Raw genomic sequence first — 13,024 nt, forward strand, 5'->3', positions numbered from 1 at the left:
CACCAAGGTATTTAATAAATAACTCAAGTTGCTTTTTTTCTTTTTTATCTTGAAGTCTTTTCTTCAGATTACATGCAATCCACTCTGCAACAGATAAGGCAATAATGGGACGACCTATAACATTTGTTTGGTATAGCGCAAAAAGTTCTTTGCTAACGGGTTTAGATGTGGCTTCATTGATTTGTTTTATTAACTTTTGAAAATCGGCCTTCTTATTATGCTTGAATTCATCTTTAAGAAGTTGAAGAATTGTTTTTTTATCTTTTTTGCCAGCCCTCTTATTTCTCCCGGTAGCATTTGCTTTTTTCTTTTCTTTGTCTTTGGCTGTTACAATTAATGATTCTGTTAATGCTTGAAATTCAGTCTCTTCCTTCTGCCGTATAGATTCCACTTTCCCCTGGTTTTCGATAGAGAGCAATCTCTTTGCTTTACTAATCAAATCAATAGGAATAGCCTTTGACTTTGGAATTGGATAAAAAGGCATATAATCCTTTTTATATTCAATACAATCTAAAATGCTCGATTTGTTGTCTTTTCTTAAGACTCCCTTTATTTCATCTGAAAATTCGGTCACTGCCCTCCAAAGAAACTTTAATGCCATATTCGGAATTTCTATAACCTCACAATCGAAATTTGTTCCACTATTTATCACCATCCAAAGATTTAAAGCAACATGGTCAGGCAATTCCAAAATGTCCAAATCGTTCTTTAACTGATTTAGCTCATTCAATAAAACAAGTACTATACTTTTCTTCCCCTTCCCTGTCCCAATTGATGCAATTGAAACACCTTTATTCTGCTCGGTCACCATAGAAATCTTGTCAATTGTATCATGATAGATACTCCTTACATGAGGAACAAGTAGGTTTGGGTCTGTATATTGAAAACATACAATCTTTCCTTTCAACATCACAACTGCCAGAGAAGTCATTTGAACACAAAGAAGAGCAAAAGCCGACAGTTGAGGTTCTCGACTTGCGGCAGGTAACGCCCCAGCATCATTAGTAATTGAACCAATAAGTGGAAAAGCATTTCTGCCAATATCCAGTCGCTGATTCTTCTTTAATATTCCTTCTTTTCTAAATCTCTCTGTAAGTAATGCGAGCGATTTATTTGCTGAAGGGAACACCCCTGTGCATTCACATCGATTTGATGAATCTACCTTTACTGAAAGAGATTGTTCCAAGTCATTTACCAAAGTCTTCAGAATTTCTTGGTACTTTATCCTTTGTATTGGCCTATCCTTTGCTTTAACTTGACGATTCAAAAAGGCATTTGCAAATAAGCAGATATATGAATTTAGATGTTCATTCGCATCCATCAACCATTTCCCATCTCCAATTACTTCTCTAAAATCTTGTATTGTCATTTCTTCGGGAGAGTGTTTGTTGGCACGCACTACAGCTACAGCCAACCCGGTATCCACCCACGGATTCCCCGTCCAATCAAACAATGGCATGATGACCTCCGTATTAAATAACTGTTCAAACCGTTTAAACAAACGATTTTATATCGCTATCATCCCCAGCCCGTTACTGTTCTTGCTCCCCAAACCGCATTCGTAGCCGACCCGGATCAGTTCGGGGTCTGTTTCCATTTCAAAGGGTGCGTTGAAGCATTTCAGCTTGATCGGGTTGCCGTTTTTCGCCTTGAAGGTAATGAGGCTCGTGATTTTGCCATTTTTGCGCTCGATGTAGTTTTTGTCAAATTCAAAGCGGAAGCGGTCCGGGTGGAGGGTCTTTTTGTGAATGATCTCGTATTTCCGGACCAGGTTGTTCCGGATATTCTCCACGAACTTTTCATTCTCTTTGAAGTAGTGCAGGGTCCAGGATTTCTTGTTCCCGGTTTCCGGGTCGTCGATGAAGGTGTCCATAAAGATCGGGGAGAGGCATTTGAAACGCATTATCTTGGTAAATTCCGGTTCCGGAAGGGTCTCGACACCGATGATGTTAAAGCGGATCATCTCCGAGCTTGTCATCAGGTCGAGCCTGTTGTTCTCAAAGATTCCCCGGACGATGTTTTCCAGGGACCGGTCCACGGGGGTGGAGATATACCAGTTCACCCTGCCGGTCCCGGTCTGCAACCCTTTCTTTGTGACGCGGTAAGGGCCGTCGATCTTCAATTCGGAGAAGGTAAAGAGCTTGAAATGTTTCCCCTGGTGGATGAATCCTTCATTATGAAGGAAAAGCGAGTAGGCCGCATCCGAACTTCGGATCAGGTGGTAGAGCGCGCTCATCAGGTGATAGTTATAATTGAAGGGAAGAAGAAAACGGTCTCTTTGTTCCCGAAGGCTGATTTTCAATCTCATGGCTTTCCCTTATCGTCCGGTTGCTCAAAGCGTTTGAACTGTTTGAACAGATTTTATCCCTCCATCCCCACCAGCACCCCGACCTTCTCCCAGGGTGCCGCATCCCGGTCGATCCAGCCGATCTCGCCTTTCAGTGTATAGCCTTCGTCCATCAGACCGGCGAGGACGGAGTTGTCCGCCCGGGGGATGAAGCCGAGTTTGTGCTCTTTCCGGTAGACGGCGATGGCCCGGTCATCGTGGTGATTGGCCTTCTCCCGGACGAGCCGGAGGGGCTGCCCCTCCCGGAGCATGGGCAGGAGCTTTTCTCCATCGTAGTACTGGAATCCTGCGATCAGTGTCGCCAGAAGCAGGGGCGGTTTTTTCCGAGGCGGCGCCGTCCGGCCGGGCTTCGGCAGGAGAAAGGGAAGGATCGGCAGGGCGAGGATTGCTTTGAGAACTTCTCTTCGTTTCATGGGTTCTCCTCCTGAAAAGGTTACTCTTTTCAGGGGATCCTACCACCGACAGTGGACAGATCATGTCCACTGTTTGCAAAAATATTCAATCCCTTTGACCGATCCTGTCCTCCCTCACCCTGTCCCCCTGTTTTTCCGTCCCTTGCCCGGCAGATAAAGCGCCTGCATTTTCTCAAGATCCTCCCGGATCTCTTCGATGAGCTTCTGCGGCTCCAGTACCTCAGCCTGCGGCCCGAAGCTTAAGATCCATCGCTTGATCTCCAGGGTTCCACCGACGGTGAGTTCAAGGACGATCGAACCGTCCCGGTTCCTTACAACTTCACGGCTTGGATGCCACTGGCGCTCTTCAATATACCGGGCGATCTCCGGGACGAACCGGATCCGCACCCGGACCGGCGTCTCGATCATGACTGAGAAGGCATGGCGCGTGTATTCCCCGAAGTCGAAGTTTTCGGGAATGAGGAAGTTTTCGTCCGTATGATTGATCAGGGAGATCCGGTCGACGTCGAACATCCGGATCTCACGGCGGAGATGACACAGGCCGATGAGGTAGACGGCGCCGTCGCGGTACCAGAGCCGGTAGGGATCGACCTTGCGGATTTTCGGTCTTGCGTCCTTCAGCCCCCGGTAGGCGATCTCGACCCGCTCCTGTTTTGCCGCGGCGGCAAAGAGGCTGCGCAGAAAGTCACGGCGGCGGGAGTAGTCCTTGGCGGTGCTGAGACTGAGGGAGAAGATCCGTTTCATCCCCTCGAAGGAGGCCATCCTTTCGTCATCGAAGGTGGAGCGGATCTTGTGATGGATCGATTCGAGGGTGGGCCGGAGAAATGGCTCGCCGAAAGATTTGAGGAGACGGGTCCCTTCTTTCAGTGCATAGAGTTCGGTGGGGAGGAAGGTGACGGGAGGGACTTCCTTGTACCCGTCGATGAGAGACCAGTATTTCCGCCGCCCCGCCTGTCGGTCGACAATGGGGAAAATCGTCGAGAGCTTGTCGAGATCCCTCCGGATGGTCCTGGCGTTGACGCCGTATTCCCGGGACAGTTCGGAAACGGTGGTTCTCCGTTTGCGGCAGAGGAGGTTGATGATTCCCCATTGCCGCTCCAACTGATCCACAGCCATTTTCACCTCCTTCTTGTCCGGGCCCGGATTTATTAAGATAATAAGAAAGAAGCAGTCATGTCAAGAAAAGTTCAATGCGGAGGTTATTCGTTTACATCCTTAATTGACAGTTCAGGCTTATTACGATAAATTAAGAATATCTTCACTTAAATTCCAGACAGGAGAGACGGTTATGGTTATGGATCTGCATCTGCCGGTGGTCGTCCATTTCAAGGAAGGGGAGATCCGGAAGGGATACACCCGGAACTTCGCCTTTTTCCGGGAGCATTTCGACCTGACCGAAGTCGATATTCCGACCAGGGAGGAAAAGGGAACGGTACGGATCCCGTTAGAGGATGTGAAGGCCGTCTTCTACGTAAAGGATTTTGAGGGCCAACCCCGCTACAATCCGGACCCGCAGGCTGAACGGTCCGGTTTCGGAGACCGCGTAGAGGTCATCTTCCACGACAATGAAACCCTGGTCGGTTACACCCCGAACTACAAGGAAGAAACAAACGGATTCATACTCTATCCCGCAGACGAAAAGAGCAACAACGAGATCGTTGCCGTTGTCCGCTCGGCCACCCGTGCCGTCAAACCGGAAGAGAAATATTCATTCTTCCGCCCCTGAGAATTTTCGTTCCTCTTCTTCTCTGAATCGGTTCACCCCCCGTAAAGGGTAACGCTGCAATGGATCATTGATGCAGCGTCCCGCCCGATCCGGGACGGAACCGTTCCCGCAGAGAGAGCAGAAGATCCACGATCATCCCCTCCGAAAACAGGTGAGCTGACCGTCATCAAAGAAGATCTCGAAGGACCGGTCCAGAAAATCCTTCAGGCAGTCGGCAATACTGAAGATCGTCACGGGGTGAACCGTCCCCGCAAGGGCCCGGGCAAAGCGTTCATAGAAGACCCTTCCCGGACCTTCCGGACGGACCGGGCGGTAGATATAGATAAAATCGAACCGGGCGGGAGGGACGTCGAGAATATTGCCGTGGATCCATTCGACCCTCTCTTCCGGGATTCCCATCCAGTGTTGAAGTCTCTTCCCCTCGTCGATCATCGAACCGGAGAGTTCGATCTGGGTAGTCAAGGCATGCGGATAAAGCGACTGGAAGAGGAGCCCCTGGAACCCATTGCCCGCGCCGTAGTCGACAAAACGTATATCCTTTTTTATATGGGGCGCTGCATGGATCAGAGGCAAGAATCCGCCGGCATGGCACCAGTACCCGCCCCAGTGGTCGATTTCACATCGCTCCGACGCGGCATACCCCATCGAGTTTCCGTGAAGCTGGACATAGGCCCGGACAAGATCCGCTTCCACCGCCTCGGGATCGCCCCGATCAAGACTCTTCGCCAGGGACTCCGGGAAGTCCGAAAGCCCAGGGTACCGTGCAAGGACCCCGGCGTCCCCTGTAAGAGGGACGAATATCCGGATCAGCCCGGCAAGAAGGGCAATCCTTTCCTCTCCCACCCCGGAATGCTCACAGATGGACCGGAACCGGCCGATCCACCGGCCGGCATTATCCTCTTCCCCAACAACCATTTGACTTGACCTCCGGATACAGGCAAAGTATATTGTTCCCGTGCACCCGTTACTATAATAATAGATCCATCCCCTTTTACCAAGCGAGAATATACAGGGAGGGCCTCACATGGCCGAGCTTACCTTTCAGACGGAGGCGGAGAAACGTTTCACCCCTTTTCTGGACGAACTTCTCGGCACCTCCCGGGAGAAGATCCACTCCGTCCAGGTCACGGGGAGCGCCCTGACCGAAGACTACGATCCCAAACGCTCGGATATCAATTCCGTCGTCGTACTGAAAGAGATGGACCTGAAGTTTCTCAGGGTACTGGCCCCGCTCGGGAAGAAATACGGCAAAAAGGGGGTGGCGGCCCCCCTCATCATGACGCAGGACTATATCCGGGCCTCACTCGACGTCTTTCCCGTGGAATTTCTGAACATCCACTGGGTTCACAGGACACTCTTCGGCGATAACCCCTTCGCCGAGATCGAGGTCAAGCCTTCCGATCTCAGGCAGCAGTGCGAACGGGAACTGAAGGTCCGGCTCATCGGGATGCGGCAGAACTACCTCTCCGCCTCCGGCGACCTGAAGATCCTCGCGGAAGGTTTCGTCAAGGCATTCTCAGGCTACATTCCTCTCTTCCGGGGGATCCTGTTCCTTCTCGGGCAGGGGATCCCTCCCGCCGGGATGGCCGCCGTGCTGGCAGGGATGGAAGACAAAACAGGGCAGTCCATGGAGACCTTCCGGGAGATCCTCGCCGCACGGCAGGGGAAGAAGAAATTCTCCATGGACGAACTCCATCTCCTCTTCGAGAACTGTTACACCACCGTCGAAACGCTGGGAAGGATGATCGATGAGATCCCGGTCTGAGGGAATATCCCGCTTTTTCGTGATCCTGCTCCTCCTCTTCCTGCTGCCGCCCCGGACAGCCGCGGCCGTCTCCATCCCGGCGCAGCCGCCGGATTACGTGGTCGATCTGGCCCATGTCATCAACGACCGGCAGGAGAAAGAGCTTGACCGTTACCTTAGAGAACTGGAAGAAAAGACCACGGCACAGTTCATCGTACTGACCGTATCCGACCTGGGCGGTGACAGCATCGAGGACTTCTCCATCACGCTGGCCCACGATCGCTGGAAACTCGGGCAGAAAGGGAAGGACAACGGCCTGCTCCTCGTTGTGGCCGTCCGGAACCGGAAGTACCGGATCGAGGTCGGTTACGGGCTTGAGGGACTCCTGCCCGACAGCCGGGTCGGAACGATCGGACGGCGCTACCTCGTACCGGCCTTCCGCCGGGGGGATTATTCCGGTGGAATCACGAATGCGGCCCTGGCCCTGGCCGGGATCATAGCTTCAAACGCAGGGGTCACAATCACCGGCATGCCGGAACCGCCCCGGCCCCGGCCGGTCCGCAGGCGGCCGACCGTCTTCGGCTCGATCGGTTCCATCATTTTCTTCATCTTCATGGCGATCCTCTTCATCCGGAATCCCCGCCTCTTCTTCCTCCTCTTCCTCATGTCGGGAATGGGGGGAGGGCGGCGCGGCCCCTGGGACGGCGGCGGATTCGGAGGAGGCGGGGGCGGCGGATTCGGAGGAGGCGGCGCGTCGGGAAGCTGGTGAAAAAAGGGCGTATCGTCTCGGTTAGATTCGTCACTCATAAAGGTTGACGCTACAGGAACACAATGTAGCGCCGGGGTTTATCCCCGGCGGAGGTGTCCCGGTTGCCCCGGGACGGAAGATTTCAAAAAACCTATCAATTGGAGAATTGCGATGTCGAGAACCGTGAAAACCATCCTGATCATCTTGGCCGTCCTGCTCCTCTTCGCCTTCACGGCCTTCAGCTGGGTCAAGCAGGGATACAACCGCGCCGTGGCCCTGGACGAAAACGTCAAGGGACACTGGGCCCAGGTGGAAAACCAGCTCAAGCGCCGGTACGACCTGATCCCCAACCTTGTGCAGACGGTCAAGGGGTACGCCAAGCACGAGAAGGAGCTTTTCGAACATCTCGCCGACGCCCGGACAAAATATTTCCAGGCCAAGGACGTAAAAGGCAAGATCGCAGCATCCAACCAGCTTGAGGGGGTTCTCTCCCGCCTGCTGCTGTTGAAGGAGCAGTACCCGGAACTCAAGGCGAACCAGTCCTTCCTGAAACTCCAGGACAGCCTCGAGGGGACGGAAAACCGGATCGCCGTAGAGCGAAAACGGTACAACGACGCCGTGCAGCAGCTCAACACATTCACCCGCACCTTCTTCGGCCGCTTCTTCACAGCCATGGCGGGGGTCGGAAAAGCGGAATACTACAAAATCCCGGAAGGAGAAAAAGCCGTGCCGAAGGTAAAATTCTGAACATGACACGGGAGGAAGATTCATGGCCGACAAGGAGTTGATGTACAAGTACAAACGTTTCGTCGCCGACTACAACGGCGGGATGGGGCGGGAGGCGCTTTGCAAAAAGTATCAGCTTGACGAGTCGAAATTCGATGCCTTTCTCAAGTTCCTGAAACGGAAGGGCTTCTTGCTGGGCCAGGCCCCCCTTGTAACCAAATTCAGGTCGGCCCACGAGATCGACTTTACGATCTACGGGGACGACCTGCAGTTCGTCGAGATCGAGCTGGACCCGAACGAGACGGCCATCGCAGAGGCGGGGGCGATGATGTACATGGAGCAGGGGATCGAGATGCAGACGATCTTCGGCGACGGGAGTAAAGAGTCTGAGAGTATCATGGGGAAGATCTTCGGGGCGGGCAAACGGGTCCTCACGGGGGAATCCCTCTTTATGACGGCCTACACAAACCGGGGGGCAGGGAAACAGCATGTCGCCTTCGGGGCGCCCTACCCGGGAAAGATCATCGCCCTCGACCTTTCGGATCTCGGCGGGGAGATCCTCTGCCAGAAGAGCGCCTTCCTCTGCGCCGCCAAGGGGGTTTCGGTCGAGATCGCCTTCCAGAAGAAGTTGGGGGTGGGACTCTTCGGCGGGGAAGGGTTCATCCTCCAGAAGCTCCTGGGGGACGGCTATGTCTTCGTCCATGCCGGAGGGACGATCGTCGAACGGGAACTCAAACAGATGGAAAGGATGCGGATCGATACCGGATGTATCGCCGCCCTGCAAGCAGGCGTCAACTACGACATTGAATTTATCGGGGGGATCAAGAATACGCTTTTCGGCGGCGAGGGAGTCTTCTTCGCAACCGTCACCGGTCCGGGAAAGGTCTGGCTCCAGTCCCTCCCCTTCTCCCGTCTCGCCGACCGGATCATCGCCTCGGCTCCGAAAATGGGCGGTGCGCGCAGAGGGCAGGGATCAATCCTCGGCGGGCTGGGCGATCTGCTCGGCGGGGACAACCGGTTCTGACAGCAACCTTCAGCACTCAGCGGTCGGCTTTCAGCTCCTGAACCCCCTCATCCCACCCTTCTCCCCTTGAGGGGAGAAGGGGCAACTTCACGACCCAGAGGATGTTTCCTCCTCTCCTCTGTTTTGCCTTTTCCATGTCTTGCTTTTCTCTGTGTGCTCCGTGGTGAATGCTTTTGTCTTTGCCTTTGTGCCTCAACCACCCCCCATGACCTCCTGCAATGCTTCCTCGTAGACTGCAAGATCCCTCTCCGAGAAGAGGACGAAACGGACCTCTTCCAGTTCACACCCTTGAAGGAACTCCCGGACGGTGCTCAGTGCAATCCGGGCGGCCTCTTCGATGGGGAAGCGGTAGGCGCCGGTGCTGATGGAAGGGAAGGAGACGGAGGAGACCCCCTTTTCCTTCGCCAGGGTCAAGCTGTTGCGATAGGCACGGGCGAGGAGCTCCCGCTCATTTCGGTTCCCGCCGGACCAGACCGGCCCCACGGTGTGGATGACGTACCGGGCCGTCAGGGTTCCCCCCATGGTGATGACAGCCTCTCCCGTGGGACATCGCCCTTGTTTCGCCACAATCTTTTTGCACGCCTCCAGGATGGCCGGCCCTCCGGCCCGGTGGATCGCGCCGTCGACTCCGCCGCCTCCCATGAGGGATGAGTTCGCTGCATTAACGATCGCCTCCGTGTCGGCCTTCGTGATGTCCCCTCTCACCAGGACCAGCTTCGACCTTCCAATCTTCTTCTCCATGGCGCCTCTCTCCTCAGTCAGCCCGGATCCGCACCAGCGTCGCCCCCCATCCGCCCAACTCCGGCGGCGCATCCCGAAAGGAGAGGACCGCCGGACTTTGAGAAAGGACCGACTGCACGATCCTCCGCTGCGTTCCGATCCCCTTGCCGTGGATGATGCGGACCTCCGGGAGCCCCCGTTTCCGGCACTGATAGAGATATTCCTCCACGACCGACTTCACGTCCTTTGCCTGAAAGGTATGGAGGTCAAGTTCATCGCCGATGGGGTATTCCAAAGTTTCTTCGTCTCGCGCATCATCTCCCATGGCCACCATCTCAGGTCTTCCCCCTCCGACAAAGAGGAGAACAAAAAAAGGACGGCTGAACCATCCATAGATCAGACTGTTTCGAGGGTCTGGAGCAGGGCGTTCGCCTTGTGGAGGGTCTCAAAGTATTCCCGTTCCGGATCGGAGTCGGCGACGATCCCGGCGCCCACCTGAACGTGCGCCTTGCCGGCCTTGATGACGAAGGTCCGGATGATGATGTTCAGGTCCATGTCGCCGTTGAAACCGAGCCAACCGATCGAGCCGGTGTACGGTCCCCGCTGCACCGGCTCAAGTTCGTCGATGATCTCCATGCACCGGACCTTGGGGACACCCGTGATCGTGCCGCCGGGAAAGGTCGCCCGGATGAGATCGAAGAGGTCCTTCCCGGCATGAAGGTTCCCCCGGACGTTCGAGACGATATGGATGACGTGGGAATAATCCTCCAGGACCATCAGTTCATCGACCCGGACGGTACCGTAGTCACAGACGCGGCCTATGTCGTTCCGCTCCAGGTCGATGAGCATGATATGCTCGGCCCGCTCTTTCTCATTGGTAATCAGCTCAGCACTCATGGCCTGATCCCCGGCTGGATCTTTTCCCCTCGGCCGGGTCCCGGCAATGGGACGGGTCTCCACTACCCCGTCTTTTAAAAGCATCAACCGTTCCGGTGAAGAACTGACGATCTGAAACTCCTGAAAATCGAGATAAGCCGCAAAGGGAGAGGGATTGATCTCCCGAAGGATCCGATAGAGGTGGAAGGAATCGAGATCTCCGATCTCGGCGGTGAGCCGCTGGGAGAGATTGGTCTGAAAGATATCCCCCGCCTTGATGTAGGCCTTGGCCCGTCGAACCATTTCCATATAGTTTTCCTTGGCCATATTCGGGAGCACGGGAAAGGAACGAGACGATCTTTGCCTCTTCAAGGACGGCAACGCCTCCCCGTCCATGATCTTCCGGTAAAGTCCTTTTAGTCTTTCCACCCCTTCTTCATAAGCACGGATTCGTGCAGAGGTCTCCGACGGAGAGTGGCGCAGGAGGGGAATGTGGACCAGGATCACTTCCTTCTCCACATGGTCAAAGAGGATGCAGGTATCGACAAAGAGGAAATGAAGATCGGGGATCGCCAGGTCATCAACAGCCGTGCGGGGGAGCTTCTCGAAAAAATGAACAGCATCATAGGAGATGAGCCCTACTGCCCCGCCGGTGAACGGGGGGGCGCCGGGAGTCCTGACAACGGGAGTCTCCTCCATGAGCCGCTTCAGTTCAATGAAAGGATTCCCATCAATCTTTCTTTCATAGATTCCTTCCCGGATCCGGATCTTACTCCCCTTGCTCGAAAAAACGCGAAAAGGACGGGTGCCGATGATCGAATAGCGGCCGATCCGATCGCTCCCCTTCACCGACTCCAGAAGAAAGGAATCCTTCCCTTCCCGGATCCGCTGAAAAACCGTAGGAGGATCGAGGAGCCCTTGGGGAAAACGTAAAAAGATCGGGACAGCAGGGACCTTGCTCCCGGACGCCTTTTCCTCTTCCGACAACTTCAAAAAGACCTCACGGGACGGGGTCGTGGCAAGATTTTCCGTCGTTGCACCCATGGGTTCCTTCCTCATCACTTCTCATAATAACGGATCTTGCGGCCGGGGAGGAAGAAGTGCGGTCCCCCTAGGTGCATCAGGAACTCCGTTCCGGCCTCGCCCATCTTCCAGGTCCCGTCGAAGATCCCCCGGGCCACCTCGGCCTTGAGGACCTCACCGATCAAGAGGGCCATACCTTATCGAAAATCCCGATAAAAGGCAAGAAATAGGGGAAGGCCCCGGAGTGGGGTCCCTCTTCCGGGCCGCTTGACAGGCCCGTCCGCCGGGGTAGAATGGAAGATGAAAAGATCGATCATATTGCTGATGATTCTGTAGCGTTACCCTTTATGGGTGACGAATCCGCCGGGACAAATCGTCCCGGGTCAACCGGGACGCTACAATAAAGGAGAATGCCATGAACAGACTACTCTATATCCAAGCCTCTCCCAGGGAAGAGCGTTCACACGCCATCCGGGTGGCCGATGCTTTCGCCGGAAGCTACCGGGAAACACATCGGGGGGCCGAGATTATGACCCTCGATCTCTTCCGGAAGGATCTTCCCCCCTTCGACGGCCTGGCCGTGCAGGCGAAATACACGATCCTTCACGGTGAAAAGCACAGCGAGGAGGAAATTCGTGCATGGCAGGCTGTGGAGGCGGTGATCGATGAATTCAAAGGCGCAGACTGCTATCTCTTTGCCGTTCCGATGTGGAATTTCGGCATCCCCTATCGGCTCAAACAATATATTGATCTTCTGGTTCAGCCGACCTACACCTTCGCCTTCGATCCGGAGAAAGGATATTCGGGCCTCGTCACGGGGAAGTCCGCCTTCATCGCCTACGCCCGGGGCGGAGAGTATGCCGAGGGGACCGAGGCAGAGGTGTACGATTTCCAGAAGAAATACATGGAGACCATCCTGGGTTTCATCGGGATCACCGATATCTCATCGGTCGTTATCGAGCCGACCCTGCAGGGGGGACCCGATGTAGCACAGGAGAAAAGAGAGGCGGCAATTTCCAGGGCCCGGGAGTTGGCCCGCAGTTTCTGAGACCGGAAGCCCGGGAAGATCAAAGATCAAGAAGCTTTGAACCGTGGATGATGCGCAGAACGAAGACGTTCCTTCCTTCCACACGATAAATGACACGATATTTTTTGTGTATCAAATGCCTGTAATTTGTACCTAAAAAATCGTTCTCCGGGATCGAAGGGGAACGCTTCGGAAATGAGGAAAGGGAACCGATCTTCACTTCAAGCTCCAGAATGAATTTTCTTGCTTTGCTGAAGCTGTCTTCCGAGATATGAAAAAAGATGCGTCCCAAGTCCCTTTGAGCAGTACGGGTGAGATGGACTTTATAGGCCTTCTGCAACCTTGAACTCCTTGAAAAAGTCCTTCGCCTCGGAATAACGTCCTTCCCTTACATCTTCTTCGGCAGGAATAAGAAGTTTGAGAAGATTGAAGGCCTTCAAGATCTTCTCGTACTCTCCGGCATCGACCAGGACGGCCTCAGCCTTGCCATTAATCGTAAGAACAACGGGACGTCCCGTCTTGCGGATCTGCTTCAAGATGGAATTCGTATTTCTCTTTAATTCGGTGATCGAGCGAATATCTTCCGTAATACTGAGCGCCATAAGTGTCTCCAATAATCCTATTCAGCATTTTATTTAGTGCTTATAATA

At 54.1% G+C, this 13,024-nt stretch carries 17 protein-coding genes; 6 read left to right on the forward strand and 11 right to left on the reverse strand.

Annotated features, from left to right (window positions below):
- The 4 genes from GXP58_11280 to GXP58_11295 all read right to left on the reverse strand — a co-directional run.
- A partial coding sequence (locus GXP58_11280) for a hypothetical protein (protein ID NOY54179.1) occupies window positions 1-1,459 on the reverse strand: 1,459 nt, incomplete at its 3' end.
- A 48-nt stretch (window positions 1,460-1,507) separates the two neighbouring features.
- Window positions 1,508-2,308, reverse strand: a complete 801-nt coding sequence (cas6, locus tag GXP58_11285; GenBank protein NOY54180.1) for a CRISPR-associated endoribonuclease Cas6 — start codon at window positions 2,306-2,308, stop codon at window positions 1,508-1,510.
- Window positions 2,309-2,361: 53 nt separating this feature from the next.
- The gene (locus GXP58_11290; protein ID NOY54181.1) at window positions 2,362-2,760 is read right to left on the reverse strand and encodes a DNA-binding protein; all 399 of its coding nucleotides are present in this window, start codon (window positions 2,758-2,760) and stop codon (window positions 2,362-2,364) included.
- 114 nt (window positions 2,761-2,874) lie between these two features.
- Window positions 2,875-3,876, reverse strand: a complete 1,002-nt coding sequence (locus GXP58_11295) for a YafY family transcriptional regulator (GenBank protein NOY54182.1) — start codon at window positions 3,874-3,876, stop codon at window positions 2,875-2,877.
- Window positions 3,877-4,048: 172 nt separating this feature from the next.
- Between GXP58_11295 and GXP58_11300 the strand changes: the two genes are divergently transcribed.
- Entirely contained in the window at window positions 4,049-4,486 is a 438-nt protein-coding gene (locus GXP58_11300) for a hypothetical protein (protein ID NOY54183.1), read from the forward strand.
- A 132-nt stretch (window positions 4,487-4,618) separates the two neighbouring features.
- On the opposite strand, the gene GXP58_11305 is transcribed toward GXP58_11300, so the two are convergent.
- Entirely contained in the window at window positions 4,619-5,401 is a 783-nt protein-coding gene (locus tag GXP58_11305) for a hypothetical protein (protein ID NOY54184.1), read from the reverse strand.
- Between the two features lie 109 nt (window positions 5,402-5,510).
- Between GXP58_11305 and GXP58_11310 the strand changes: the two genes are divergently transcribed.
- From GXP58_11310 to GXP58_11325, 4 genes are all read left to right on the forward strand, one after another.
- Complete coding sequence (locus tag GXP58_11310) at window positions 5,511-6,251, forward strand: hypothetical protein (GenBank protein ID NOY54185.1); 741 nt, start codon at window positions 5,511-5,513, stop codon at window positions 6,249-6,251.
- Window positions 6,235-6,999, forward strand: a complete 765-nt coding sequence (locus GXP58_11315) for a TPM domain-containing protein (GenBank protein ID NOY54186.1) — start codon at window positions 6,235-6,237, stop codon at window positions 6,997-6,999. Before GXP58_11310 ends, GXP58_11315 begins: the two co-directional genes overlap by 17 nt.
- Window positions 7,000-7,149: 150 nt before the next feature.
- Window positions 7,150-7,725: a LemA family protein gene (locus tag GXP58_11320; protein ID NOY54187.1), complete on the forward strand. Its 576-nt coding sequence runs from the start codon at window positions 7,150-7,152 to the stop codon at window positions 7,723-7,725.
- An 82-nt stretch (window positions 7,726-7,807) separates the two neighbouring features.
- Window positions 7,808-8,728: a TIGR00266 family protein gene (locus GXP58_11325; protein NOY54188.1), complete on the forward strand. Its 921-nt coding sequence runs from the start codon at window positions 7,808-7,810 to the stop codon at window positions 8,726-8,728.
- 192 nt (window positions 8,729-8,920) lie between these two features.
- Here the strand turns inward: GXP58_11325 and GXP58_11330 are convergent, their stop codons facing one another.
- The 4 genes from GXP58_11330 to GXP58_11345 form a co-directional block, all read right to left on the reverse strand.
- Entirely contained in the window at window positions 8,921-9,469 is a 549-nt protein-coding gene (locus tag GXP58_11330) for an O-acetyl-ADP-ribose deacetylase (GenBank protein NOY54189.1), read from the reverse strand.
- 13 nt (window positions 9,470-9,482) lie between these two features.
- Window positions 9,483-9,773, reverse strand: coding sequence for a Smr/MutS family protein (locus tag GXP58_11335; protein NOY54190.1), 291 nt, complete (start codon window positions 9,771-9,773; stop codon window positions 9,483-9,485).
- Window positions 9,774-9,844: 71 nt separating this feature from the next.
- Window positions 9,845-11,368, reverse strand: a complete 1,524-nt coding sequence (locus GXP58_11340) for an anthranilate synthase component I family protein (protein NOY54191.1) — start codon at window positions 11,366-11,368, stop codon at window positions 9,845-9,847.
- A gap of 14 nt (window positions 11,369-11,382) precedes the next feature.
- A complete protein-coding gene (locus tag GXP58_11345) occupies window positions 11,383-11,541 on the reverse strand; it encodes a hypothetical protein (GenBank protein NOY54192.1) in 159 nt (52 codons plus the stop codon).
- A 221-nt stretch (window positions 11,542-11,762) separates the two neighbouring features.
- On the opposite strand from GXP58_11345, the gene GXP58_11350 reads away from it, so the two are divergent.
- Window positions 11,763-12,395: an FMN-dependent NADH-azoreductase gene (locus tag GXP58_11350; GenBank protein NOY54193.1), complete on the forward strand. Its 633-nt coding sequence runs from the start codon at window positions 11,763-11,765 to the stop codon at window positions 12,393-12,395.
- Window positions 12,396-12,414: 19 nt separating this feature from the next.
- Here the strand turns inward: GXP58_11350 and GXP58_11355 are convergent, their stop codons facing one another.
- Both GXP58_11355 and GXP58_11360 read right to left on the reverse strand, forming a co-directional pair.
- Complete coding sequence (locus GXP58_11355) at window positions 12,415-12,714, reverse strand: type II toxin-antitoxin system RelE/ParE family toxin (protein ID NOY54194.1); 300 nt, start codon at window positions 12,712-12,714, stop codon at window positions 12,415-12,417.
- Entirely contained in the window at window positions 12,698-12,976 is a 279-nt protein-coding gene (locus GXP58_11360) for a type II toxin-antitoxin system Phd/YefM family antitoxin (protein NOY54195.1), read from the reverse strand. The genes GXP58_11355 and GXP58_11360 overlap by 17 nt, the downstream gene beginning before the upstream one ends.
- Window positions 12,977-13,024 lie beyond the last annotated feature (48 nt).

This window comes from Deltaproteobacteria bacterium (assembly GCA_013151235.1).
GTDB lineage: Bacteria > CG2-30-53-67 > CG2-30-53-67 > CG2-30-53-67 > CG2-30-53-67 > JAADIO01.